This window comes from Halalkalicoccus paucihalophilus, assembly GCF_001593955.1.
Taxonomy (GTDB): Archaea; Halobacteriota; Halobacteria; order Halobacteriales; family Halalkalicoccaceae; genus Halalkalicoccus; species Halalkalicoccus paucihalophilus.
The window spans coordinates 55,252-78,458 of the sequence record NZ_LTAZ01000002.1 but is presented as its reverse complement, the minus strand read 5'-3'; the positions used below and the strand labels follow the sequence as shown (position 1 = coordinate 78,458).

Below are 23,207 nucleotides of genomic sequence, written 5' to 3'. Positions count from 1 at the left end.
CCCATCGCCCCCCGACCTGTTGACTGTTCGCTTATGATACCAAACGGTCATAAACATTTTTATATCTAAGAAACAGTATTATATACAATGTATTGGGTAACTGATTCGGTCGGGGGGCTCCCGTCGATCGTCGGGTTTCAGACGCCGACTACCGGCGGATTGGTCGTTGTCATCGGTCTCTGGGCGGTTCTGGTGGGAAGCGGCGTGATCGCATGGCGACGACGACGCGGTTCGGCGCCGGAATCAGTATCCACACAGATAGATCCGATCGAATCGACACCGGTCTCCGAACCGGCGGTTCTGACCGATGAGGAGCAGGTCCACGAGTTGCTCGAATCGCACGAGGGGCGAATGCACCAGACGCATATCGTCGAGGAGACGGGATGGTCGAAATCGAAAGTGAGCATGCTCCTCTCGGAGATGGAGGCCGATGGATCGATCACCAAACTCCGGATCGGGCGGGAAAACATCATCAGCCACCCCGGATCCGAACCCGACGCGACGCGTTCGCCGCTCGAAACGGGCACCTAACCGGACGACAGCAAGGATCATACCCGCGGTAAAACGCAACTGTTAAACGACTCTCGTGGCTACCGAAGAGTGCGGAGGAGACCAGTACGCTCCGTTAGTGTAGTCCGGCCAATCATATTGCCCTCTCACGGCAATGACCAGGGTTCGAATCCCTGACGGAGCATCCCACCCTCGAAATTCTGTCATGACAACCCTGAAGTAGATTCCCTCTGTCTAAAACGAGACGACTCCTGTTTCGAGTGGTAGATGATGGACGGAGACGGCACACGAGGGTGTACCGCTGGGATATTCCCGACGTTTCACTATTTATCAGTGCCTAATAATCGAACAGGATTTCCCCTCGGGAGTCCTGTTCAATCCCGTTCGTTGTTTCCAGCATCGTCTCCGTTGTTATCGCCATCCCCACGGTCGATTGGACGCTCTCCGCTAGTCCGGACGAGTACCACGATGTTCCCTCCGGAATCGTCACTGATGAAGACGGGGCCGGTCTCGTTACCCTCGATCGTATTATCGATTACGAGGGCCCCGTTGGAGCCCTCGATATAGACACCATAGTCCCCGTTCCGGTTGATGGTGTTCCGGTGGATCTTCCAGTCCGTACTCGAGCGCATATGGATCCCATGTCGACCGTTCTCCGAAATATGCGAGTCAGTAACGGTAACGGAGGAGTCCGTTGTTTCGATCCCGTTTCGGTCGTTGTACCGGATATCACAGTCCGTTATGGATCCATCCCCCGAGTGTACTGCGATACCGGTCCCGTTTCGCAAGACGGTGGTGTTCGAGATCTCGGGCCGGGTGACACTCAGTCCAATGCCCGTATTATCGGTGATAGTCGAATCACTGAGTGTCACCGTTGAGTTGGTCGAATCGATCCCCGTTTCGTTCTTCGTAATAGTGAGCGCATCCCCCACCAATCGACTGCTATCGCGGTGTGAGATCGCGCGTTCACAGTTGGTGATCGTCACACCGTCGAGGGTCAATGAACCAGCCAGCTCGAGATACGTACCCTGCTGGAAGTTACAGACTGTGAGGTCCCGAACTGTCACCTCCCCGCCGGAGGTTTCGAGAGCCAGGATACCGGTCCCGGATCCCTGTCCTGCGATCATGTGGCCCCGCCCGTCAATGACGACTTCGCCGTCGATCCCATCGCCGATCTCGATGAAGGGGACGGGACCGGATTGCGCGGGCTTCTCAGTCACGTCTCGTTCGAGGTCGGTTTCGAGAACGTAGGTCCCCGACTCCGTAATCGTGATGGAGTCTCTGATACTTGTCGAGGCCGAAGTATCGGTAGACTCGGATCCTCGAGCAGCCCTCGACCCGAACAACCCTGCCCCGAGGGCGCCAGTCAGACCGACCGCGGTCGTTTGTAGTAGTCCTCGTCGCGTGGATCTCTCGACTGAGTCTTGACTCCTCATGCCACGATAGGTGTCTACACGGAAACCAGGCAAATAAGGATATCGTGAGACCGCTTCGGAGGGTGGACGCGCCTCAGATGCGGAGGGGTCTGTACGGCTGAAACAGGACCTAGTCGCTCGAACCCGTCTATCGAGGCCCCTCACGCTGTCGACGCATCACGACACCGGCAGGCGATAGCATGGGATCGGACGAGCCGTACGTGAGCCGACGGCCGTCGGTCCACTCCTCGTCGGCGTTGGTCACCCAATCGACGAGGCCGACCACCTGTCGGATCGTGACGAAGTTGTAGACGCCGTCCCACGGCCCGGTCAGGTCGTACGTCGCCTCGCCCTCGTCGTGATAAACGGCGGGAAGTCCCTGATGGATACCGCGCACCTCCTCGAAGACCCGGTTTCGGACCTCACGGAGGCCGGCGTGATCGGGATTCCACTTCCCCTGATGAACCCGGTCGAGGATCGTTTCAAGAGCGAGCTGTCGATCCGGAAGACCGTCCGGGAGGAACACGCGTGGTTTGCCGAAATCGCTCGCCGCAAAGAAGATCAGGTGCCCCTCGAAGTCGGGTTCGTACTCCTCGAGGACGGTTCGGATACCCTCCTCGTCGAGGTTCGGGCCGGTGGTAGCACGGAGTTCGAGTTGCTTTGCGAGTAATCCGAGATACAGTTCGTCGGGATCGGTCTCCGTTTCGGAGTCAGTACACAGCGTGTCCTCGATGGAGTCGCTCTCGGTTTCGGCCGCGGTCGTCGGTCGTGTTCCCCCGAAAACGCCGACGAGGCCCGCGGCAGCCCCGGCTCCCCGAAGGACACGGCGGCGTGAGGCGGACAGGCCTTTCGTCCTCGGTGATGCTGTTCGGTCGTCGGGTTCGTGACTGGTACTCGTGGCTGTTTCATCGGGCGTGTCTTGCATGTCTCTCTCCGAACTGGAGCGTATCCAGTGTCCCTTCCGTTCGGTTATCGACTCATTGTAATGGCATCCATAGTCGGTTCGATCGACAGGAGTGTGCTTGTAGCACGCACTTACTCCGGCGGTAGCGAGTGGCTACGTCCGTTCGACTGGTTGTGGGACACGTCGATTCGGTGGACGGTACAGTCGAGAGACAGCGGTCGCTTCAGCTCATCCGTCGCCTTCAGCCCTCGCCGGCCGATCCGGTTCGATCGCCGCCACCGTCGCTGGCGCCCACAGTGTCCGTGTTGCCGAAAATGGGACCGGTGTCGTCCCCATCCCCGTCCGCGTTTTCCGCCGTGCCGTTACCGGTTTCACCCTGAACGCCTTCGCTACCGGTATCGGACTCGTTCGGTTCGGCGGGCCCCGAGAACGTCGGGAAGCCGTGCAGTATCCCGCCGATACCGACGATCACGACCGAGATGACGAGCATCATGGCTACGAACGTGATAAACGTCCACGCGTCGATCGGGTCCGGTCCCGCCTCGTCGCGTGGCTTGGGTGGGCCGCGAAGACGTCTCGACATCGCTCATCCGTCCCTTTCGGGCGTCGGTACTTGTACGTGACGAGAGACGACGCTACCGCCGGGCCGGCGCACCGTTGATGATTGCGGTCATATCGGTGCAGGCCGGACAGCCATAGACTTCGCCGTCGTTTCCGGCGAACACCCGCTGGAACCGTCCAGTCACGTGTTCACCGCATGTGGCACAGGTTGGCATCTGCATCCCCGCCCCTACCTACCATCGACCCCGTTATCAACTTATTCGTTCGTTCTGTTGACATCTACTCTGCCGATACCCGGCGGCTTTTGAGCCTCGCGGGCCTATCGTCGGTGTTGATGAGCAAGGACACACCGTCACTGCTCGGTCGACTCCTGTTCGGCGGGAGCCTCGCCGCGCTGGCGTACAGCAACTTCCAGGAACTCGAAGCGATGATCGGCTACGCCGACTCGAAGGACGTCCCCGAGGCCGACCGGCTCGTGCCCTTCGCGAGCGGAATGCTCGCCTTCGGTAGCCTCGCCGTGATTCTCTGGCGGGTTCCGCGACTCGCGGCGGGTGCGATCGCCGGCTTCCTCGTCGGCGTCACGCCGCTGATGCACGACTTCTGGAACGCGGAAGGACAGGAACGCGACACCGAACAGACGAACTTCCTGCAGAACGTGGCGCTTCTCGGTGCGGCACTCGCCTTCCTCGGGCGAGCCAACGAGAACTGATCGGGAAAACGCTTACTCGACTCGAACCGAGGTCCCTTCCTCCGCGGAGCGATAGATCGCGTCGATGACCTGCTGGACGGTCAGCGCCTGCTCGACCGTGTTGAGCTCGGGCGCTTCACCGCGGGCGACGCTTTCTGCGAACAGTTTGTCCGTCGCCGCCCAGCCCATCTCGGGCAGGCTGCCCTCCAGCTCCGAACGGACGAAGTGGTCCGTTCCCTGATGGCCAGTCTCGAACAGCTCCAACTCCTCCTCGCCGAGGCTGAGTCGTGCGCCCGCGTCGGTTCCTCGTACCGTGAACTCGTTGGTCGGTTCTTGCGAGGCCGCCCACGAGACCTCGAGCGAGACCGTCTGGCCCGTCTCACACCGGATCAACGCCGTAACCGAATCCTCGACGTCGAACTCGCCCTCGCCAGTGCCCCAGTCGTTGGGGTCGGCGTAGTCCTCGTCTCCCGCCGCGTTCGACCGGCTGATCCCCATGACTTCCTCGACGGCCGGGAAATCCAGCAGGTAGAGCGCGAAGTCGATGGCGTGGACGCCGATGTCGACCAGCGCGCCCCCGCCCGCGAGCTCCTTCGAGGTGAACCACGTTCCGAGCCCGGGCACCCCGCGCCACCTGACGTAGTTAGCCTGAACGTGCGTGAGGTCGCCGAACTTCCCCTCCCGGTCGTAGCCCTTTACCATCTCCGCGGCGGCCGAGAGGCGGTTGTGGAAGTTGACCGCACAGAACCCCTCCGAATCGCGCGCGACCGCGGCGATTCGTTTGGCACTGTCGAGGGTGTGGGCGAGCGGCTTCTCACAGAGGACGTCCAGCCCGCGTTCGAGCGCGGCGACGACCGCCGGCTCGTGGAACTTGTTGGGGACCGAGACGGCGACGGCATCGAGCTCCTCCTCGTCGTACATCCGGTCGAACTCCTCGTAGGTCGCCGCATCGAACCGGTCGGCGAAGTTCTCGCGGGCCGCCCCGTCGAGGTCGGTGCCGGCCACCACGTCGTGGCCGAACTGCTCGGTGTTCTCGGCGTGGACCTGTCCCATGAACCCGAGACCGACGACGCCGAGTCGGATTGGCTGCTGACTCATGACTCGGCTCACTCGACTGTGAGTGAATACACTGTCGATCCTGAACCGTTCTGCCGGCTCCGGGAACCGAAACGCCCCTGTCGATCCCAGCCCTGCTACCGACCGTGACCGAGATCACCGTCTACACCCGCGAAGATTGCCACCTGTGTGCGGAGGCGATCGGGACGATCGAGGACGTGGCGAGCGAGGTCGACATCGACGTGGATCTCACCCTCGTGGACGTCGACGAGGCTGACCTCGACGAGGAGTACGGCGAGCGCGTCCCCTACGTGTTCGTGGAGGGCCGCCCCGCCTTCAAATACCGCGTCGATCCCGACGAGCTTCGGGCGAACCTACGTCCATAGCTCGTAGAGGTCGTCCCGAACCGGTTCGGTGATCCGCTCGCCGTCGAGCGAGAGGGCGGGCTCGCCGGCCTCGACCGTCCCGATAGCCGCCGCCTCGATCCCCGCCGAATCGAGCGCGTCGAGCGCCTCCTCGACCAGTTCCTCGGGTATCGTCGCCAGCAGCGCGCCCGAGCCGAATATCTTCAGCGGGTCCACGCCCATCGCCGCACAGAGCTCTCGGGTGCTCTCGCGGATCGGGACGTGGTCGCGCTCGATCTCGACGCGCACATCGGAAGCGACCGCGAGTTCGAGCGCGCCGTCGACCAGTCCGCCCTCCGTGGGATCGTGCATCGCGCTCGCGTCCTCGCGCAGGAGCCGGGCTTCGGGGAGGACGCTCAGTTCCGAGAACAGCGCCTGCCCTCGGTCGAGGAGGCTCTCAGGGAGATCCATGCTCTCTCGGAAGTCGGTCGCGAGGATCGCGGTCCCTTCGATCCCCGCGCCCTTCGTCAGGAGCAGGGTGTCGCCCGGGTCCGCACCGCCGGTCGGGACGTACTCGTCGGCGAGGCCGAGACAAGTGAGTGCGAGCAGGGGGCGGTCGCGCTCGGGGGCGTACTCGGTGTGCCCGCCGACGATCGCCACGCCGGCCTCGCGGGCGGCCGTATCGAGCTGGGAGACGACGGGATCGAGGAGGTCCCCATCGGGCAGGAAGACCACCGCGGTGAGCCAGCGCGGTTCGCCGCCCGAAGCGGCGACGTCGTTGCAGGCGACGTGGATCCCGATCTCGCCGATGCGCTCGGCGGCCAGCGAGACGGGGTCGGTGTTAACGACGAGCAGCTGTTCGCCGACCCTGAGCGCGGCGGTGTCCTCGCCGTAAGCCGGCCCTACTACCACGTCGTCGTCGGGCGTGCCCGTCCGCGAGAACACGGTCTCGAGACGATCCGGGTCGAGTTTCCCGATCATGTCTCATGGGAGACCGTCCAACGGTTGTATACTATCGGGTTGTCGGTCGTCCCGCCGTCCGATGGCGGCCACATCGAACACGTCAGAATCGATTCACATGCTTCCGTACCGGTATTTCAAATCCCGATCTCATTGAATGAAACACGGATGTCTGACGGATAGCTGACTGAGTTTCAAGAGGGTACCCAAACGAATGGTTGTTATGGACTCGCTATCCGACCATACCTCCCGTCGATCCACCCGCGGGCGCGGGTCCGATCGTGGATCCGGCGGGCCAACAGCCGCGATCAACAGGTTCCTCCTGTTGGCCGGGGCGTTGCTGTTCATCAACGGCATCAGCGTCACGCTGATCGCCGCACTCATACCGTTTGCCATCAGCAGCGCCATCGTCGTCACGTTCGTCACCTTTCTCACCGCCGCGAGCGCCCTCGCGTACATCGCGAAGCGAAACCCCGCCCGGACACTGGCGCTCGTCGAGACCGCCCGCCCGCTGGTCGAGATACTGACCGACCGCGATCGGGCCCGCCGTCAGGGCGGTCTGTAACGCGACCGAACTCTTTCTTTGCCTCTCGCGGCCACCGACCGCTCGCGCTTACGAGCGACGCGTCCGCCGCGACAGTACAGGTTTTACATACCCGCTCCCCTCAGAGGGAGGTATGGCAACCGAGGAGGTCCCAGCGAAGTTGGCCGCGCTCGCCGAGAAGATGGCGACGGAGTACCGGGAGTCGGAGTACGAGATCGCACTGGCGCTTTCGAACGCCGACGACCCCCTCTCGACCGAGGAACTCGCCGAGGAGACGGGCTACACCGAACGCACGATCAAAAAGCGTGTCGGCACCCTCGAAGAGGAACTCCACGGCGAGCCGCTGCTCCGCCGGGACGAGGAGGACCGACCGGTGTTGCATCCGGCGCTCGCCACGGCGGTTCGCGAGCAAGCCGACGAGTAAGGACCGACGCTTCTTCGATGTGGTTTCCGGACGAAAAGCGTACGCGACGCCGGCCGGAAGCGGCCCGGTCGGCACCTCGGTGATCAGGGGGGGGGGAGTGGATCACCGGCGTACTGGTGGGGGATGGCGATACGACGCCATCGAGAGTGCGATGGGGAGGGGGGTGGCCTCTGACAGGCACAACGCCGTCTCCTTGACGGCAAATAGTCCAACGAGTGTCACCAATAAATACTTTGTGTATTATGTAATCATATTGAATAATATATGGTATGGCGCGATTCAGGGTCTCGAATCGCCCCGACCGATCGACAGGAGACCGGTGAACGGGACTGACGAACGGGAACGTATTTTCTCATGGTCGATAGATCGGGTTACGATGGCATACAGTTACGAGCCACACCACTTCGAGGACTTTTCGGTCGGCCAGACGTTCGAGAGCGTCGGGCGCACGGTGACGGAATCGGATTTCGTCCTGCATTCGGCGTTCTCGGGCGACTGGACCGAACTACACACGAACCGCCACTACGCCGACGAGGAGTACTTCGGCGAGCGGGTCGCCCACGGCCCGATGACGTTCGTCCTCGCCACCGGGTTCGTCTACCGGTGTGGCTTCCTCGAACGCACCGTGCTGGCCTTTTTGGGTATGAACTACATGGACATCCCCGCGCCCGTACGAACGAACGACACCGTCTCGCTCGATATGGAGGTAGTCGGGAAAAAGGAACTGTCGAGCCGCGAGGACTCGGGGCTGGTCACGATCGATACAGAGATGACCAACCAAGAGAACGAGACGGTCTTTTCGGGAGACATGAAGTTCCTGATCAAACGCCGGGACTGATCGAATCGTCCGCGAAATACCGGGTGGTATTCGCCGGGTTTATCCCCGCGACCGGCGGACGACCGGTGTGTACTCGAACGGATCGCGGTGGCGGTTCGGATGGTGAGTTCGATGGGGGCGATCGCGCTGGTCGTCGTGACGGTGGCGGCGACGACCGCGGTCGGACTGTGGTACACTCGGGGAACGGACTCGATCGAGGAGTTCATCAGCGCGCGCGACTCAGTCGGAACCCGAACGCTGGTCGCGACGCTGCTTGCCTCGAACATGGGCGGGTGGATCCTGTTCAGCCCCGCGGAGGCGGGCGCGGCGTTCGGCGGCGTTACCGCCGTCGCGGGCTACGCACTCGGCAGCGCCGCCGCGAGCCTGGTCTACGTCGTCGTGGGCCCGCGGATCCGTCGGCTGATCCCCGAGGGTCACACCCTCACCGAGTACGCTTTCGTGCGGTACGGCCCCGCGATGTACGCCTACGTCCTGCTGGTCAGCGTCGCGTTCATGTTCGTCTCGCTGGCGGCGAACATGACCGGCATCGTCGGCGTCCTCTCGCTGGTCGCGGGCGTCCCGGCGTGGCAGACCGCCGGACTGGTCGGCGGGTTCGTCCTGCTCTATACGGCCTACGGCGGGCTGCGCGCGAGCATCTTCACCGACACCGTCCAGTTGCTGGTCGTCCTCCCGCTTCTGGGCGTGGTCTTCGCCGTCACGCTGTTCACCCTCGGCGGTCCCGGTCCGATCGGACGGACGGTCGCTACGACCGACCCGACGCTGCTCGATCCCGGCTTCGTCCCCGGCCTGCTGTTTGGAGTGTATATCGTCGTGGCCATCGCTGGGGCCGAACTGCTCAACCAGTCGTGGTGGCAGCGCGTCTACGCCGCCGAGGACGGCGAGACGGTGCGACGGTCGTTCGCGATTTCCGGGCTGACGGTCGTCCCGGTCGTCCTCGTCGCCGGGCTGTTCGGCGTCGTCGCCGCCGGCTTCGGTCTCCTCGAGGGGCCGGGTGACGCGAGCGTCGCGCTGTTCGTCCTCGTCCTCGAGACGCTGCCCGAGTGGGTCGGCCTCGTCGTGGTCCTGCTCGCCGTCCTGCTGGTTATGAGCACCGCCGACACGCTGTTCAACGCGATCGCGAGCGTCGTCACCGCCGACCTGCCGCGACTGCTCGATTCGCCCTCCGAACGCTCGCTGACGCTGGCCGCACGGCTCACGACCGTCGCGGTCGCGCTCGGGGCGATCGTCATCGGCGCGCGGGCCTACAGCGTCCTCGCACTGTTCCTCACGGCGGACCTGTTCGCCGTCGCGGCGGCCGTCCCGCTGATCTACGGACTCTACTCGATGCGCGCGAATGAGTACGGTATGCTCGCCGCGAGCGTCGCCGGCCTGCTCGTCGGGCTGGCGTACCTGCCGACGACGCACGGGGCGCTGTCGGCGCTCGTCCCCCTCCCCGACCCCTCGTTTCTCCGGGCGTTCCTCGGTGCCGCGGCGGTGTCGGCCGGCCTCGCCGTCCTGTCGGCCCGGCTGACCGACACCCGCTTCGATCCGGGCGTACTCTCGCGGGAGATCGGCCTCCTCGGGTCGGATCACGCCGTCGACGACGATTAGTCCCGGTCGAGTCGGGCCGCCAGTTCCGCCTCGAGCGCGTGGCGGTGACACCGTTTAGTGCCCTTCTCGAAACAGACGAGGACGACGCTCTCGCCGCCCACGACCCGTTCGGCGAGGGCCGAGAGCGCCGCGCCCGCTTCGGCCGAGTCGAGGTGCTCGCGGTACCGTTCCCCGAACTTCACCTCCTCCCACGCGGCGTTGTGTGCGCCTTCGTCGCACATCCCCTGCATCTTGAAGTCCTCGTGGCGCCGTTTGAACTCCTCGAGGAGTTCCTCCGGCGGGCCGAGTTCGGGGACGTTCTCGTCGATCTCCCCGGAGAACCACGCTGTCGGCCGGCGAACGACCCCGATTCGAGTCGCGTCTCCTACGTCGGCGAAGCCGTGAGCGAGCGCCGCGTGGTACGTCTCCGAGACCGTTCCGCGGGTCATACCGGAGGGAGGCGAGCGACGCGTAAAACTCCCGTCCCCGCACTACGCTCGAATCGAACCGACCACTCCGAGATAGAGACAGAGCAGACCGAACAGCAACGCCGTGACCGAACCGATCCCGAGACCGACGGCGAGCCTCGCCTGCTCGATCGCCGGTTCCGGTATCCCGTCCGAGACGAGTCCCTCCCCGAGTCGCGCTCCGGCGACCAGTAGGGCGGTCCCGACGACGATCAGGACGAGTCGTGACATCGCCCCCGCGAGTCCGCCGGGCAGCCCCGCCCCGGCGGCCGGCCGATGGGCCGACCCCCATCGCTCCCCGTCGATCGCCGGATCGAGCACCCACATCGCTGCAAACCCCGCGAACAGGGCCAGCAGCGACGCGACCGGCGAGACCGAAACTAGTGCGAACTGGCCGACTACACCGAGGGCGAGTGCGAGCCCTACGACTCGCCGGTCCAGTCGTTCTACGAGCGAGACGAACTGGAGAAGCGGGATGGGGTGTAACCCGTCGTTGGCCGGGCACTGATCCGGGTTTCGGATCAGCACCCACAGGGCGAGCCCCGGGCCCGCCAGCAGCGCGACGCCCAGGAGCGCCGAGACGAGCGAGAACGCCTCGATCGCGAACAGGACGAACCCCACGAGGAGCACCGTCACGAACCCGCCGACGGAGCCGAGCGCGACGTACAACGCCGCTCGAGGGGCACGCGCGTCGAACCGGTGTCCCATACCTCGGTATCCGATCACTGATGGATAGCCCTATCGGGCGACGGTTTTTGGTCCGTCCCGACGACCATCGGGTATGGCCTGCCCATCGAACCGACCCGCCCGAGGTGGCGAGCAGTGATCGGAACCCCCCTCCGTCGTGGCCGGTGGGCCGACCACCCCTACGTCGCCGTCGGCGACGGTCCGCGAACCCTTCTCGTCGTTCCGGGACTCAACGACCCCCTCTGTCGCGTCACCGACCGGTGGTGGTTCAGCCTGCTCGTCGCCACCTACTGCGACCGCTATACGGGCCGACACACGGTCGCGATGGTGAGCCGTCCCCCCGGCCTCCCCGAAAACGCCTCGACGCGCGATCTGGCGGCGGGCTACGCTGAGGTCCTTGAGGCAGTCGGCCCCGCGGACGTGCTGGGCCTCTCGATGGGCGGTTTTCTCGTCGAGCACCTCGCGGCCGATCATCCGGATCTCGTCGAGCGCGCGGTCCTCGGACTGGCCGCCGCCCGACTGAGCGAACACGGGCGCGAGGTGGTCGAACGGTGGCGTGAGCACGCCGAACGGGGGGAGTTCCGGCCGATCTACGAGGAGGCCGCGGGAGCGGTCGCGGGCGGCCTCCGAGGACCAATCGTTCGGGGCGCTGCACGGCTCTACGGCCGTCTCGGTACCCAATCGCCCGTCGACCGTCGAGACTTCCTCGTTTCGGCCGACGCCTGCCTCGCCCACGACGCGACCGACCGCCTCGGCGACATCGAGGTCCCGACGCTCGTGATCGGCGGAACCGAGGACCCGTTTTTCACCCGCGAGCGCTACCGCGAGACTGTCCGGGGGATCCCCGAAGTCGAGTTCGTCGAGATCGAGGCGGCGGGCCACGAGGCGGTCCTCGACCGCCGATCCGAGTTCGACGGCGCGATCCGCGAGTTCCTCTACGAGTAAAACTCGGGACCGCGGTCCTCGAGGAACGCGTCGACGCCCTCGCCGTGTTCCTGGGTCGCGTACGCCTGTGACTGGACGACGTTCTCGTAGTCGAGCGCCTCCCCCCAGCTCCGCCCGAGGTTCGCGTGGATCGCGCGTTTCGCCATCCCGATGGTCCGCGTCGGACGTTCTCGGAGGGTGTCGAGCAACTCGTCGATCCGGCCGTCGAGGTCGTCCTCGGCAACGACCGCGTTGACCAGCCCGAGGTCGGCCGCCTCCGCAGCGTCGAAGAACCGGCCCGTAAAGGCGAGGTCCTTCGCGGCCCGCAGGCCCACGAGTCGGGGCAACAGAAAGGTCCCGCCGGTGTCGGGGATCAGCCCCACGCGGACGAACGCGGCGCTGAAGCGCGCGGATTCGACGGCGTAGGCGAAGTCGGTGAGCGCGACCATCGCCATGCCTGCGCCGACGGCGTCGCCGTTGACCCGGGCGACGATCGGCACGCGGCAGGACATGGCTTCCTCGGCGAGGCGGCCGAAGGTGTCGTCGATCCGCTCGTAGGCCTCCTCGGGGGTCTCCTCGCGGGAGGCCATCGACTCGATATCGCCCCCGGCGCTGAACGCCCGACCCTCGCCGGTGAGCACGATCGCGTCCTGTTCGGTCGGATCGCTTTCGGCGAGAACGTCGGCGAGTTCGGCCGCGGTGTCGGTCGTAAAGGCGTTCAGAACGTCGGGGCGGTCGAACGTGATGGTGCGAACGCCTGCCTCGTCGGTGATCTGCATGACCGATTCGATCCGGGCGGAGTACCTAAAACCTCGCCTCAGACCGAGAGCGGATCGGCGCTCTCGAGAACGAGGTCGCGTGCGACGGGCGAGAGCGTGTACACGCCGTCCGATCCCCGTTCGACACACGAACACCCGCGAAGCTCCATGAGCAGCGTCCACACGTGCTGAAACGGTGCCGAGACCTCGGCACCGATCTCGCTGGCGGTCGCGCCCTCGCGTTCGGCGAGCGCCTCGATGACGGCCCACGTCTGGGCCTCGCTACAGAGCGACCGCCGGCTCGCGGCCTCGATCTCGGCGGCGATCCCTGCTGCCTCTGTATCGTCCGTCATCTCGCTCCCCTCGATAGTGCCGACCCCCTCGTCCCGTGATCGGTCGTCCTCTCCATCGACTTCGCTATCGTCAAATCGATCGCGTAGCTCCTCGATCTCGGCTTCGAGTGCGGTGTTCTCCGAGCGCAGTCGTTCGAGTTCCTCGTCCATCCCCACGTCGGGAAGCGTCGCCTGTGCGGGTTCGAGAGAGGTTTCGCCCGAGAGAGCCTCGGCCATCTGTCGGGCCGCCTCGCTCACGTCGCGGGCCGATTCGAGTTCCCGTTCCAACTGCTCGATCCGGCGGTCCCGCCGGGCCAGTTCGCGTTCGAGCTCCGCGACCCGTTCCTGTTCGCGCCGTTGGTCCTCGGTGATCGACTGGAGGTCCCCGACCAGGCCGTCGCTGACTGACTTGAGTTCGGGCCGCTCGAAGTCGTCGAGGCCCGGCGTCGCGCCCGCATCGAAGGTCCGCTTTCGCTTGAACTGCACTCTCCGGACGTCGCCGTCGGTCCAATCCGTCTGGAGGAAGGCCTCGCCGGCGTCGAGGTCCGCCACCCGGTCGCCGTACTCGGTTCCCACGATCCGCCCGACCACCTTCGTGTCGTTGTCCCACGTCAACCGATGCCAGACGAGCCAGTTCGCCTGCGTGATGAAGTCCTTTTTGACGTCGGCGGGCCGCTGGCTGATCCCGACGATGCCCAGCCCGTGTTTCCGCCCGCGTTTCCCGATCTTGATCAGCATTCTCCCCGTCTCGTCCATCCCGCCCCCCTCGGGGATGTACTCGTGGACCTCCTCGACCACGAGCAGGAACGGCTTCTTGAGTTTCTTCTCCTTGGCGAAGAGGTGGCGGGCGGTCTCGCGCAGGAGGTCGTCGGCCGCGGTCTCGTCGAGGTAGCCCGAGACGTCGAGGATCGTGGGGACGTTCTGTTCGAGGGCGAGTTCGGCTACTTTCTCGGCGTGTTCCGGTCCGACCTGAATGTCACACTCCTCGTCGGCACCGGCATGCAGCAGTTCGTACTCCTCTTTGAGTCCATAGTATTCGCCGTCGGTGTCGACGATGAGGACGGGATAGCCCGCTTCGAGCAGCTCCTCGACGACGACGCTCGCGGTGTTTGACTTCCCGCTCCCGCTCTTTCCGGTGATGAATCCCCGGCCGGTCAGGAGTTGGACGACCGGCATTTCGACCGGCGTTCCACCCTCGCTTTCGGTGCCGACTGCGACTCGTTCCTCGCTCATCCGTTGCCTCGCACGGTCATTACCGGGAACTATCGGCTCCGTTACTTAACTCCTGTTGCCGCCGAAGAGCTGGGAAAAGAGCGCGGTCTGTCCACGCCGAAGGCGTTCGAGAAACGCCGACTTGCCGATCCCGAGTTCGGCGCTCACGTCGCTCGCGGTCGCGTCGCGGGGGATCTCGAAGTAGCCCATCTCGAGGGCCGTCTCGAGGGCGGCCTCCTGAGCCAGGGTGAGGTCCCACCGGCGCGCGACCGGCGCGTCGTCGGTCGTTCCCAGCGGGGAGACCCGTTCTAAGGTGACCCCGACCGTCTCGCCTGCGGCCTCCAGTACCCCTCTGAGGACGTCGTGGCCGACGACAGCCCCCACATAGGTCTCCACTCCGTCGCGGTACTGCACCGATTCGACCATGAATCCTGCGTCCACGAGGCGGTGGATCACGCAGGGCCGTTTCGAGAGACACCGGACGTTCGCGATTCCATCGGTGTTCGAGACGTGCAGGTATCGGATGTCTCCGTCTCCGTCAAGGCGCTCGACGAGCGCCTCGTACTCCCCACGAACGCTGAATCGGAGCAACGCGTTACCGTCGCGGCGGGCTTGTGGCGGCCGACAGTCGAGGGGTGCCTCAACCTCCCGCGTGGCCCGTGCGAGCGGGCAGTCGTCGCCCATCACCCGGAACTCGACGACGAGACACTCCTCGATCATCGCCTTCCGTTACCGATACTAATATTTAAGTCCCGTCTATGTGCGGGTGAACCGGTATGCGTGTGAACGACCATGAGGAACTATGGACCTCGAGGAACTCAAAGAACGCGCGGGCCCGCGGGCGTTCAGCCCGAAGGACGATTTGCCCGAGGAGTATCGGAAGGCGGCGACGCGGATGATCCAGTTCCACGCGAACAGCGAGGTGATGGGCGGGTACCTCGACAAGCAGTTTACCAGGCAGGCGCCGAGCCTCGACCGGAAACTGGCGTGTACGGCGAAGGTACAGGACGAGATCGGCCACGCCCAACTGCTGTATCGGGCCGCCGAGACGCTGGGCGTGAAGACGCGCGAGGAGATGCTCGAGGAGTTAGAGCGCGGCGAGGGGAAGTTCTTGAACTGTTTTCACTACCCGGTCGACTCGTGGTACGAGGCGCCGATGATCGACTTCTTCGTCGACGGCGGGGCGATGCGCCGGCAGGCGACGTTGAAGGCGACGAGTTGGGAGCCCTACGCCCACGCGATGGACAAGGTGTGTTTCGAGGAGGGGTTTCACGTCAAACACGGCGAGGACATTCTCAGGGAACTGATGGGCAGTTCGCGGGCGAACCGGGAACGGGTACAGGAGACGTTCGACGAGTGGTGGCCCCGGATCGTCCAGTTCTTCGGGCCGCCGAACAAGGACAGCAAACACAACGACTTCGCACAGCAGGTGGGCCTGAAGACGACGAGCAACGACGAGCTCCGGCAGGCCTTTTTGAACGCCTACATCCCGAAAGCCGAGAAGTATGGACTGGAGCTTCCGGATACGCCGCGGATCGAGTACGACGAGCACTCCGGGAGATACGAACTCGAGTACGACGACCTGGACTGGGAGGAGTTCTGGACGATCGCGAAAAACGACTACGAGAGGAGCGCCGAGCAGATCGGATCGCGCAGACGGCGCCACGAGGCGGTGGCGTGGGTGCGCGAGTCGATGGACGCGTGGGAGACGAGTCAAGAAACGCCGCAGGCGGCCGATTGACATGATCTGGGAAGTGTTCAGACAGGCGAAACCGGGGAAGTACCACACCCACTGTGGAAACGTGCACGCGCCGGACCGGGAGATGGCGAAGCTGTTCGCCCAGATCCAACACGGGCGGCGGATGCAGACCAACAGCCTGTGGGTCGTCCCGCAGGAGGAAGTGAGCGAAGTCGACTCGGACGAGGCGACCTTCGGCGGGAGCACGGACAAGGCGTATCGCTGGGCGATGACCTATAATAGAGTGGACGCGAGTTTCGCCGCCGAGGTCGAACAGAGCGAGGACGAACAGCGAGAAGCCGCCAAAGCGAGGGAGGAGCTATGACGCCCACAGACGAACTGCTGTTTCGGCTCGCGGACGACGAGTACGTGATCGCCGAACGCTATACCGAGTGGCAGATCTACGCGCCGACTATCGAGTCCGACCTCGCCTTGGCGAACATCGCACAGGACGAGTTCGGCCACGCCCGTCTGTGGTACGACCTCCTCGAAGAACGGGGCTACGAGGAGAAAAACCTCCTGTGGGAGCGTGCTCCCGAGGACTTCCGCCACAGCACGCTGTGCGAACTCGCTTTCGAGGAGGGTGACTGGGCCGATCCCGTCGTCCGAAGCTACCTTTATGACACCGCCGAACGCCTGCGGCTGGAGGCGCTGGTCGATTCGAGCGAGCCGGCGATCGCCTCCCGGGTGGGGAAGGTCCTCTCGGAGGAGGGCTACCACCGCGAGCACGCCCAGAGCTGGCTCGAACGCCTCTCGGAAGGCGAGAGCCGCGAGCGCGTGCAGGCGGCGCTCGATCGGCTCTTTCCGCACGCCCTGTCGCTGTTCGAACCCGGCGAGAACGAGCGCGAGATCGTCTCGGAGGGGCTGCGCACCGAGTCGCTTTTCGACCTCCGCGAGGAGTGGTTCGAGATCACGATCCCGTATCTCGAGTCGCTCGGTCTCTCCGTGCCCGAACCCGAGGAGGTCGAGCGTCCCGAGGTCCGTGGACGGGACGGCTCGCATACCGCCGACTGGTTCGACCTCCACGAGTCCTTCACGAGCACCTATCACGAACTCGGCTTCGACCAGCCGACCCGACTCCGGGGTGAGGGTGCGTGAGCAGCGAGCGACCGAGCCCGACCGCGTGTGCGTATACCGACTACGTATCGGGCGAGGGCCACGAGGAGTTCCCGAAGACGGGTGAGGACGCGACGGGGATCGAGCGACGGGTATGGGACGCGCTCTCCGCGGTGGAGGACCCCGAGATGCCGATCAGCGTCGTGGATCTGGGGCTGATCTACGGGGTTCGAATCGGGGAGATCGACGGAAAGACGAACGCTGTCGTGACGATGACGCTCACTTACACCGGCTGTCCGGCCCGCTCGATGCTCAAAGGAGATATCCGCGAGGCTGCCGCCACAGCGGAAGGAATCGATTCGGCCGAGGTAAGCCTCGTCTGGAGCCCCGAGTGGACCCTCGAGATGGTGAGCGAGGCTGGAAAGGAGGATCTCCGGGAGTTCGGGCTCAGCATATGAGGCGACTCGATCCAAGCGTTACGACCGGCGAGGCGGACGGGGCAGGCCCCGCGGAGTGTCCTTACTGCGGGTCGACCGATACCGAGCGTGAACACCCGAAGGGGCCGTCGCTCTGTCGGTCGATGCACTTCTGTCACGGTTGCGAGGAGCCCTTCGAACGGATGGCGTAGTTAGCGGACGCGGCGCATACAGGTCGCACTCGCGGGACACGTCGTCGTGAACTGGCTCGTCCGCGCGATGGGGTCGGGAACCCGCTCCCGGTCGATCCGCTCGAAACTCCGGTTCTCGAAAAACCCCGCTGCAGTCGTCGTCAGCAGGTAGAGCCCCGAGACGCCCCGATCGGCGGCGATCGCACACAGCCGGTCGGTGATCTCGCTTCCGTAGCCCTCGCCACGGACCACGGAATCGACGGCGATCGATCGCAACAGGGCGTCGGACCCGTGGACTTCGAGACCACCACAGCCGACGCGGTTCCCGCCCCTGCGGGCGACGTAGACCTCGGCTCCGTCGAGGTCGATCGGGAGGCCGCTCGCTTCGAGCAGCGAAACGGCGTATTCGCGGTTGCTCCCGTTCGCGGCGACGAGTTCCATGCTCCGAATTCGCTGCTAGGACCCATAAGTCGGAGGGGTTTACCCGATTCGAGGAGTAGGCGGCCCCATGAGCAAGGGATGGTTCGCCGATATCGATCCCGACGACCGCGAGGGAGCCGCTCGCGCGGTTCGGGAGGGGAGCGCCGACGCTCCCGAGGAGTGGCCGGCGGTGGCCGTCGAGAGCGGGTTCGCTTCCGACGACGAGGAGTATTACGAGCGCCTCCACGAAGCGACGCTCGGGGCCGCCCGGGCGGAGGTCCGCGAACGCGAACGCGCCGACGACGCCCAACTCGTTCACGCCGTGAGGGCGATGGACGACGCGGATCGAGTGGCGAACGAACTCGCAGAGCGGGTGGGGGAGTGGGGCGGCAGCCTCTTCTCGGAGTCGGGTACTGGAATCGAGTACGCCCGCGGGCTGGCCGACCGTGAGGCTGAGACGCCGGTCGAGGAACGTGCGATCGCGCTGGCGTCGCGGGTTTCTGGGTTGGCCAACGAGGCCGACGCGCTGCGGGAGTTCATCGAGCGAGCCACGCCGACCATCGCGCCGAACCTCGCGGCGCTCGCGGGGCCCGTGTTGGCGGCGCGCCTGATCGCCCTGGCCGGCGGGTTGGGCGAGTTGGCGAAGAAACCGAGCGGGACGCTGCAGGTACTCGGTGCGGAAGAGGCGCTGTTCGCGCATCTCCGAGGGCACGCACCCTCGCCGAAACACGGGATCATCTACACCCACGAGTACGTTCACGGGACCCGTCCCGAGGACCGGGGCTCGGCCGCCCGCGCGCTCGCCGGAAAGCTCACCATCGCCGCTCGGGTCGACCACTACGCGGGGGATCGCCGGCCCGAACTCGACGCCGAACTCGACGAGCGTATCGCGACCATCCGGGCGCGGGAGGAGTCATGAGCCTTCCCGCAGGAATCGAGCGCCGCGAGATCGACGGGCGAGAGCGCCTCGCCACACGAGGGACGCCCGTCTACGGCGAGCCGGTTGAGGACGGATGGCGCGCGTGGGACCCCACCCGATCGAAACTGGGTGCAATGCTCGAAACGGGGATGGATCCCGGTGTCCCCGACGAACCTACAGTCCTCTATCTCGGGGCCGCAAGCGGTACGACCGTGAGCCACGTCGCGGACTTCTCGGGGCCGACCTACGCCGTCGAGTTCGCGCCCCGCCCCGTGCGGGATCTGGTGGGCGTCGCCGAAGATCGAAAAAACCTCTTCCCTCTGCTGAAGGACGCCCGGAAGCCAGAGACCTACGCCCACGTCGTCGAACGCGACGTCGACGCCGTGATCCAGGACGTGGCGACGCGCGGGCAAGCCGACGTGGCGCTTCGCAATCGGGAGTTCCTCGCCGACGAGGGGCGACTGCTCGCGGCGATCAAGGCCCGAAGCGAGGACGTGACCCGCGATCCCGAGGACGTGTTTCCGGACGTGTTGGATCGACTCTCGAAAGGGTACGAGATCCTTGAAACCGAGCGAATGGAGCCCTATCACGAGGATCACCTCGCGGTGGTCGCCCGGTCGCGGTAGCTTCGGTCGCGGTCGGTGCTCGCGTGAGGCTATAACAGGGGCTATTTATTCGCGGGGGCCGAACCCGGTTCCGATGGAGACGGGTTCGGCCGAGAACTTCGTGCGGATGGGCACCTTGGGGATCGAAGAGGAATTTTTCGTCGTCGACGAGTCGGGCCGACCCGTTTCGGGCACCGACGAACTGGTCTACGCGAACGAACCCCCCGGAATCCTCGAGGACCGGCTCGATCACGAGCTGTTCAAATGCGTGATCGAGACCCAGACACCCGTCATCGGGTCGCTTTCGGAGGCCGGCGAGGTCCTCGGCGAGGTCCGGGAAACGCTCGTCGGCTATGCGGAAGAACACGGCTATCGGATCGCCGCCGCCGGTCTGCACCCCACCGCGAAGTGGCGCGAACTCGACCACGCCGAGAAACCCCGCTATCGCTCCCAACTCGACCGGATACAGTACCCCCAGCACCGAAACACCACCGCAGGCCTGCACGTCCACGTCGGGGTCGACGACGCCGACAAGGCGACCTGGATCGCAAACGAGGTCCGCTGGTTTTTACCCATTATGCTCGCGCTGTCGGCCAATTCCCCCTACTGGAACGGCTTCGACACGGGGCTGGCCTCGGCACGGGCGAAGATATTCGAGGGGCTACCGAACACCGGGATGCCGACCGGCTTTTCGGACTTCGAGGAGTTCGCCGCCTTCGAGCGCCTGATGGTCGAGCAGGGGTCGATCAACGACCGGGGCGAACTCTGGTACGACGTGCGACCCCACTCCGATCACGGCACCGTCGAGGTCCGCACCCCGGACGGGCAGGCCGACCCCGAGCGCGTGCTGGCGTTCGTCGAGTACGTCCACGCGCTAGTAGTGGACCTCGCGGAACGCTACGAGGACCGCGCGGACCCGCAGGCCGCGGGGTACGACCACCGCCGGGAACTCCTCGACGAGAACAAGTGGCGCGCGATGCGCTCCGGTCACGAGGCCTCCTTCATCGACCGGGACCTGTCGGGAACCGTCTCGCTGGGTGAGGTCGTCGACCGGGAGTGTGACCGCCTCGGAGTCGAGGGTATCGGGCGGATCTACGACGCCGAGAGCGGGTCGGCGCGTCAGCGTCGGATCCGTGAGGAATCGGGTCCCGAGGCGCTCTACGAGTCGCTCGTCCTGTAGACAAGACTTTTTACCGGGGCCGGCTTTCGTCCTTCCAGAGAGGACATGTCCGAAAACGACTCGGAGGACGGCGAGGAGATCCCGGTAACGGTCGACTCGGAGGACGGAACGGACGCGAGAACCCGTATCGGGGAGGGGGCGGATCGCGCGGTCGAGGAGTTCGATAAGGGGATCGTCGACCTGTTGGCGTGGGTGCTCGACACGGAAACCCGGGCGCGGATCTACGTCTATCTGCGCCAGTACCCCGGTTCGACGAGCGAGGAGATCGCCTCGGGGACCGGGCTGTACCCAAGCACCGTCCGCGAGGCGCTCGCGGAACTCAACGAGGAGGGCAACGTCTCCCGGGAGAAGCGCGAAAGCGAGGGTGCGGGCAACAACCCCTACGAGTACACCGCGATCGCACCCAGCGAACTCGTCGGCGGAATCGTCCATCAGGTCCAGGACGAACTCAACACGGTGTTCAACCTCGATCAGTACCTCACGGAGGACGAGCGCGAGGACGAGACGAGCAGGCCGATCACTATCACCGTCGACGACACCGACGAATCCGCGGACGCTAACGCCGGTGACGACGAGCGGACTGGAGTAGCGGAGGATCCCGAAGACGACACCGAGCGGACCGACGAGTAGCCGTTCCGAAGCCACTAAGCCACCGGATCACATCGCCCCGGTATGCAGGTTGCGCTGGGTGGGACGTTCGACCCCGTACACGACGGCCATCGCGCCCTTTTCGAGCGCGCGTTCGAACTCGGTGACGTTACCGTCGGCCTCACGAGCGATGAACTCGCACCCAAGACCCGTCGAGAGGACCGCTACGTCCGACCCTTCGAGGAGCGAAAGGCCGACCTCGAGGCCGAACTCGCGGCGCTCGCCGACGAGCACGGTCGCGAGTACGAGGTACTGAAACTCGAGGAACCGACGGGTATCGCCACCCAGCCCCGCTTCGACGCGCTGGTCGTCTCCCCCGAGACGATCGAGGGCGGCGAACGCATCAACGACCGCCGACGCGAGCGGGGCCATGATCCCCTCGAACTCGTCGTCGTCGATCACCTGCGTGCCGAGGACGACGACATCATCTCGAGTACGCGGATCGTCGACGGCGAGATCGACGAACACGGCGCCCTCACACCCGAGCGCGAGGGGCGCGGTCGGACGCGATAGCCAGCACCCACTCACCACGTCGGCGGATCGAGACCCGCCTCTTCGAGAAGCGGCTTCCATCGGTTCTGGACGGTCAGTCGGGTCACGCCCACCGCCTCCGCGACCGCTCCCTGCGAGCGGCGGTCGCCCGCGATCAATCCCCCGGCGTAGAGGCTCGCGGCGATCGCGGCGGGTTTCGACCGCTCGGCGTCGGGAGCCGTCGAGAGGAAGAGGTCCTCCGCGACCGAGCGGACGTCGCTCCCGAGATCGAGTTCGTCGGCCGCTCGCCCGAGGTCAGCAAGCCAGCACTCGTTCTGTAACCGGTCGCTCGCGCGGTACACGGAGGGGATTGGTCGTCACCGGATTTAAACCGTCTGACCACCCCCTCGTTCGTCCTGCCCTCCCCTCGCTTCGCCCCGTTTCACGGAAGCGACGCGGGAATTATGGGGATGGCCCGCGTCCCCTCCGGTATGTCGTTCGACCCCGAGCGCGTCACGACGGTCACGTTCGACTCCTACAGCACGCTGGTCGACGTCGATGCCGCCGAAGTCGCCCTCAAAGAGCGCGTCGACGATCCCGAGCCGGTCTCGAAGCTCTGGCGGGCCCGTTCGCTCGAATACACGTTCGTCGCGAACCAGATCGACGCCTACCAACCGTTCTACGAGATGAACCGCGATGCGCTCCAGTATGCCCTCGACGCCCACGGGGTCGACCTCTCGACCGAGGAGCGCGACGAGATCCTCGCGGTGTATCACGAACTCGATGTGTTCGACGACGTCCGCGAGGGCATCGAGCGCCTCCGTAATGGGGGATTCGACCCCTACGTCGTCTCGAACGGCAATCCAGAAATGCTCGATTCGATGGTTGAACACGCCGAGATCGGCGATCTCCTCGCGGACACGATCAGTGCCGACGAGATCCGGACGTTCAAACCGGCCGCCGACCTCTATCGCCACGCCGCGGCACGGACGGGAACCCCCATCGACGAGATCGCGCACGTCACCGCGGGATGGTTCGACGTGATGGGGGCGGCCCACGCCGGAATGCAGTCGGTGTGGGTCGACCGGAAGGGGTCGCCGTGGGAACCCTTCGGCGGCGAACCGGATCTGGTGATCGAGCGCTTCGACGACCTGGTCGAGGCGCTGGGTCTCTAGGGGAATCGAAGCGGGAGGATCGAGTGAACAGCGACGGGTTTTTGGTTTGCTCGCCGGAAGTGAGGGATGCGCGCGGGTTGCCGAGCTAGGCCAAAGGCGCAGCGCTTAGGACGCTGTCCCGTAGGGGTCCGCCGGTTCAAATCCGGTCCCGCGCATTGCTGCCGCGAGCAAAATCGTAAGCGGCAGCAATCGCAC

General features: G+C 65.2%; 32 protein-coding genes and 2 tRNA genes. 21 read left to right on the top strand and 13 right to left on the bottom strand.

The annotated features are described in order from the left end of the window. Positions 1 to 87: 87 nt before the first annotated feature. Both HAPAU_RS23215 and HAPAU_RS03435 read left to right on the top strand, forming a co-directional pair. Entirely contained in the window at positions 88 to 531 is a 444-nt protein-coding gene (locus HAPAU_RS23215) for a helix-turn-helix transcriptional regulator (protein ID WP_066379651.1), read from the top strand. Positions 532 to 619: 88 nt separating this feature from the next. Then, a tRNA-Glu gene (locus tag HAPAU_RS03435) sits at positions 620 to 694 on the top strand. A 190-nt stretch (positions 695 to 884) separates the two neighbouring features. On the opposite strand, the gene HAPAU_RS03430 is transcribed toward HAPAU_RS03435, so the two are convergent. The 4 genes from HAPAU_RS03430 to HAPAU_RS23255 all read right to left on the bottom strand — a co-directional run bounded on the left by HAPAU_RS03430 (position 885) and on the right by HAPAU_RS23255 (position 3,605). Further along, positions 885 to 1,730: a right-handed parallel beta-helix repeat-containing protein gene (locus HAPAU_RS03430; RefSeq protein ID WP_169802615.1), complete on the bottom strand. Its 846-nt coding sequence runs from the start codon at positions 1,728 to 1,730 to the stop codon at positions 885 to 887. A 343-nt stretch (positions 1,731 to 2,073) separates the two neighbouring features. Then, positions 2,074 to 2,850 carry a hypothetical protein gene (locus HAPAU_RS03425; RefSeq protein ID WP_066379649.1) on the bottom strand — a complete coding sequence of 259 codons (777 nt, stop codon included), beginning with the start codon at positions 2,848 to 2,850 and terminating at the stop codon, positions 2,074 to 2,076. A gap of 220 nt (positions 2,851 to 3,070) precedes the next feature. Next, the gene (locus HAPAU_RS03420; protein ID WP_066379647.1) at positions 3,071 to 3,412 is read right to left on the bottom strand and encodes a hypothetical protein; all 342 of its coding nucleotides are present in this window, start codon (positions 3,410 to 3,412) and stop codon (positions 3,071 to 3,073) included. 52 nt (positions 3,413 to 3,464) lie between these two features. Next, positions 3,465 to 3,605 (bottom strand): DUF7563 family protein, encoded by a 141-nt coding sequence (locus tag HAPAU_RS23255; protein ID WP_169330532.1) that lies wholly within the window; start codon positions 3,603 to 3,605, stop codon positions 3,465 to 3,467. 119 nt (positions 3,606 to 3,724) lie between these two features. Between HAPAU_RS23255 and HAPAU_RS03415 the strand changes: the two genes are divergently transcribed. Further along, positions 3,725 to 4,099, top strand: a complete 375-nt coding sequence (locus HAPAU_RS03415) for a DoxX family protein (protein WP_066379646.1) — start codon at positions 3,725 to 3,727, stop codon at positions 4,097 to 4,099. A 12-nt stretch (positions 4,100 to 4,111) separates the two neighbouring features. On the opposite strand, the gene HAPAU_RS03410 is transcribed toward HAPAU_RS03415, so the two are convergent. Continuing rightward, entirely contained in the window at positions 4,112 to 5,176 is a 1,065-nt protein-coding gene (locus HAPAU_RS03410; RefSeq protein WP_066379645.1) for a Gfo/Idh/MocA family protein, read from the bottom strand. Between the two features lie 104 nt (positions 5,177 to 5,280). Here HAPAU_RS03410 and HAPAU_RS03405 point away from each other — a divergent pair, with 104 nt between their 5' ends. After that, a complete protein-coding gene (locus HAPAU_RS03405; RefSeq protein WP_211263528.1) occupies positions 5,281 to 5,520 on the top strand; it encodes a glutaredoxin family protein in 240 nt (79 codons plus the stop codon). Here HAPAU_RS03405 and HAPAU_RS03400 read toward each other — a convergent pair. Then, entirely contained in the window at positions 5,509 to 6,459 is a 951-nt protein-coding gene (locus HAPAU_RS03400) for an AIR synthase family protein (protein ID WP_066379637.1), read from the bottom strand. The genes HAPAU_RS03405 and HAPAU_RS03400 overlap by 12 nt on opposite strands. 202 nt (positions 6,460 to 6,661) lie before the next feature. On the opposite strand from HAPAU_RS03400, the gene HAPAU_RS03395 reads away from it, so the two are divergent. The 4 genes from HAPAU_RS03395 to HAPAU_RS03380 all read left to right on the top strand — a co-directional run bounded on the left by HAPAU_RS03395 (position 6,662) and on the right by HAPAU_RS03380 (position 9,834). Next, positions 6,662 to 7,003 (top strand): hypothetical protein, encoded by a 342-nt coding sequence (locus HAPAU_RS03395; RefSeq protein WP_066379636.1) that lies wholly within the window; start codon positions 6,662 to 6,664, stop codon positions 7,001 to 7,003. A gap of 112 nt (positions 7,004 to 7,115) precedes the next feature. Continuing rightward, positions 7,116 to 7,406 (top strand): HTH domain-containing protein, encoded by a 291-nt coding sequence (locus HAPAU_RS03390; protein ID WP_066379629.1) that lies wholly within the window; start codon positions 7,116 to 7,118, stop codon positions 7,404 to 7,406. Between the two features lie 376 nt (positions 7,407 to 7,782). Then, entirely contained in the window at positions 7,783 to 8,244 is a 462-nt protein-coding gene (locus tag HAPAU_RS03385; protein WP_066379627.1) for a MaoC/PaaZ C-terminal domain-containing protein, read from the top strand. Between the two features lie 99 nt (positions 8,245 to 8,343). Beyond that, on the top strand, positions 8,344 to 9,834 hold the full coding sequence (locus tag HAPAU_RS03380) for a sodium:solute symporter family transporter (protein WP_066379623.1): 1,491 nt from the start codon (positions 8,344 to 8,346) through the stop codon (positions 9,832 to 9,834). On the opposite strand, the gene HAPAU_RS03375 is transcribed toward HAPAU_RS03380, so the two are convergent. Continuing rightward, a complete protein-coding gene (locus HAPAU_RS03375) occupies positions 9,831 to 10,262 on the bottom strand; it encodes a DUF488 family protein, N3 subclade (protein WP_066379621.1) in 432 nt (143 codons plus the stop codon). The two genes, HAPAU_RS03380 and HAPAU_RS03375, sit on opposite strands and share 4 nt — an antisense overlap. Before the next feature lie 42 nt (positions 10,263 to 10,304). Further along, positions 10,305 to 10,988 carry a hypothetical protein gene (locus tag HAPAU_RS03370; protein ID WP_066379618.1) on the bottom strand — a complete coding sequence of 228 codons (684 nt, stop codon included), beginning with the start codon at positions 10,986 to 10,988 and terminating at the stop codon, positions 10,305 to 10,307. A 114-nt stretch (positions 10,989 to 11,102) separates the two neighbouring features. Here HAPAU_RS03370 and HAPAU_RS03365 point away from each other — a divergent pair, with 114 nt between their 5' ends. Next, positions 11,103 to 11,912 carry an alpha/beta fold hydrolase gene (locus HAPAU_RS03365; protein WP_066379616.1) on the top strand — a complete coding sequence of 270 codons (810 nt, stop codon included), beginning with the start codon at positions 11,103 to 11,105 and terminating at the stop codon, positions 11,910 to 11,912. On the opposite strand, the gene HAPAU_RS03360 is transcribed toward HAPAU_RS03365, so the two are convergent. Genes HAPAU_RS03360 through HAPAU_RS03350 form a run of 3 tightly spaced genes read right to left on the bottom strand, consistent with a single transcriptional unit; the run spans position 11,903 to position 14,913 of the window. Beyond that, the gene (locus tag HAPAU_RS03360) at positions 11,903 to 12,670 is read right to left on the bottom strand and encodes an enoyl-CoA hydratase/isomerase family protein (RefSeq protein ID WP_066379614.1); all 768 of its coding nucleotides are present in this window, start codon (positions 12,668 to 12,670) and stop codon (positions 11,903 to 11,905) included. The genes HAPAU_RS03365 and HAPAU_RS03360 overlap by 10 nt on opposite strands. Before the next feature lie 38 nt (positions 12,671 to 12,708). Then, positions 12,709 to 14,214, bottom strand: a complete 1,506-nt coding sequence (locus tag HAPAU_RS03355) for an ATP-binding protein (RefSeq protein ID WP_066379612.1) — start codon at positions 14,212 to 14,214, stop codon at positions 12,709 to 12,711. 45 nt (positions 14,215 to 14,259) lie between these two features. Then, positions 14,260 to 14,913 carry a helix-turn-helix domain-containing protein gene (locus tag HAPAU_RS03350; protein ID WP_066379609.1) on the bottom strand — a complete coding sequence of 218 codons (654 nt, stop codon included), beginning with the start codon at positions 14,911 to 14,913 and terminating at the stop codon, positions 14,260 to 14,262. Between the two features lie 82 nt (positions 14,914 to 14,995). Between HAPAU_RS03350 and paaA the strand changes: the two genes are divergently transcribed. From paaA to paaE, 5 genes are read left to right on the top strand one after another with little or no spacing between them, the layout of a single operon-like run. Then, positions 14,996 to 15,934, top strand: coding sequence for a 1,2-phenylacetyl-CoA epoxidase subunit PaaA (gene paaA, locus HAPAU_RS03345; RefSeq protein WP_066379600.1), 939 nt, complete (start codon positions 14,996 to 14,998; stop codon positions 15,932 to 15,934). A 1-nt stretch (position 15,935) separates the two neighbouring features. Next, positions 15,936 to 16,256 (top strand): 1,2-phenylacetyl-CoA epoxidase subunit PaaB, encoded by a 321-nt coding sequence (paaB, locus tag HAPAU_RS03340; RefSeq protein WP_066379598.1) that lies wholly within the window; start codon positions 15,936 to 15,938, stop codon positions 16,254 to 16,256. Continuing rightward, positions 16,253 to 17,029, top strand: a complete 777-nt coding sequence (paaC, locus tag HAPAU_RS03335; protein WP_066379597.1) for a 1,2-phenylacetyl-CoA epoxidase subunit PaaC — start codon at positions 16,253 to 16,255, stop codon at positions 17,027 to 17,029. Before paaB ends, paaC begins: the two co-directional genes overlap by 4 nt. Next, positions 17,026 to 17,445, top strand: coding sequence for a 1,2-phenylacetyl-CoA epoxidase subunit PaaD (paaD, locus tag HAPAU_RS03330; RefSeq protein ID WP_066379588.1), 420 nt, complete (start codon positions 17,026 to 17,028; stop codon positions 17,443 to 17,445). The genes paaC and paaD overlap by 4 nt, the downstream gene beginning before the upstream one ends. Further along, entirely contained in the window at positions 17,442 to 17,615 is a 174-nt protein-coding gene (gene paaE / locus HAPAU_RS21535; protein WP_169802614.1) for a 1,2-phenylacetyl-CoA epoxidase subunit PaaE, read from the top strand. The genes paaD and paaE overlap by 4 nt, the downstream gene beginning before the upstream one ends. Here the strand turns inward: paaE and arsN2 are convergent, their stop codons facing one another. Further along, the gene (gene arsN2, locus HAPAU_RS03325; protein ID WP_066379587.1) at positions 17,616 to 18,035 is read right to left on the bottom strand and encodes an arsenic resistance N-acetyltransferase ArsN2; all 420 of its coding nucleotides are present in this window, start codon (positions 18,033 to 18,035) and stop codon (positions 17,616 to 17,618) included. It lies immediately after the preceding gene. 67 nt (positions 18,036 to 18,102) lie between these two features. On the opposite strand from arsN2, the gene HAPAU_RS03320 reads away from it, so the two are divergent. The 5 genes from HAPAU_RS03320 to HAPAU_RS03300 all read left to right on the top strand — a co-directional run bounded on the left by HAPAU_RS03320 (position 18,103) and on the right by HAPAU_RS03300 (position 21,879). Beyond that, the gene (locus HAPAU_RS03320) at positions 18,103 to 18,933 is read left to right on the top strand and encodes an NOP5/NOP56 family protein (protein WP_066379585.1); all 831 of its coding nucleotides are present in this window, start codon (positions 18,103 to 18,105) and stop codon (positions 18,931 to 18,933) included. Continuing rightward, positions 18,930 to 19,559, top strand: a complete 630-nt coding sequence (locus tag HAPAU_RS03315) for a fibrillarin-like rRNA/tRNA 2'-O-methyltransferase (RefSeq protein ID WP_066379583.1) — start codon at positions 18,930 to 18,932, stop codon at positions 19,557 to 19,559. Before HAPAU_RS03320 ends, HAPAU_RS03315 begins: the two co-directional genes overlap by 4 nt. Positions 19,560 to 19,632: 73 nt before the next feature. Next, positions 19,633 to 20,718, top strand: coding sequence for a glutamate--cysteine ligase (locus HAPAU_RS03310; protein WP_066379580.1), 1,086 nt, complete (start codon positions 19,633 to 19,635; stop codon positions 20,716 to 20,718). 45 nt (positions 20,719 to 20,763) lie between these two features. Continuing rightward, positions 20,764 to 21,348: a winged helix-turn-helix domain-containing protein gene (locus tag HAPAU_RS03305; protein ID WP_066379578.1), complete on the top strand. Its 585-nt coding sequence runs from the start codon at positions 20,764 to 20,766 to the stop codon at positions 21,346 to 21,348. Between the two features lie 42 nt (positions 21,349 to 21,390). Then, entirely contained in the window at positions 21,391 to 21,879 is a 489-nt protein-coding gene (locus tag HAPAU_RS03300) for a phosphopantetheine adenylyltransferase (protein WP_066379575.1), read from the top strand. Between the two features lie 11 nt (positions 21,880 to 21,890). On the opposite strand, the gene HAPAU_RS03295 is transcribed toward HAPAU_RS03300, so the two are convergent. After that, complete coding sequence (locus tag HAPAU_RS03295; RefSeq protein ID WP_066379573.1) at positions 21,891 to 22,199, bottom strand: cyclin; 309 nt, start codon at positions 22,197 to 22,199, stop codon at positions 21,891 to 21,893. Positions 22,200 to 22,328: 129 nt separating this feature from the next. Between HAPAU_RS03295 and HAPAU_RS03290 the strand changes: the two genes are divergently transcribed. Together HAPAU_RS03290 and HAPAU_RS03285 are read left to right on the top strand one after the other, a co-directional pair. Beyond that, a complete protein-coding gene (locus tag HAPAU_RS03290) occupies positions 22,329 to 23,012 on the top strand; it encodes a haloacid dehalogenase type II (RefSeq protein ID WP_066379702.1) in 684 nt (227 codons plus the stop codon). A 70-nt stretch (positions 23,013 to 23,082) separates the two neighbouring features. Continuing rightward, positions 23,083 to 23,167: transfer RNA gene (locus tag HAPAU_RS03285), tRNA-Leu, on the top strand. The last annotated feature ends 40 nt before the right edge of the window (positions 23,168 to 23,207 follow it).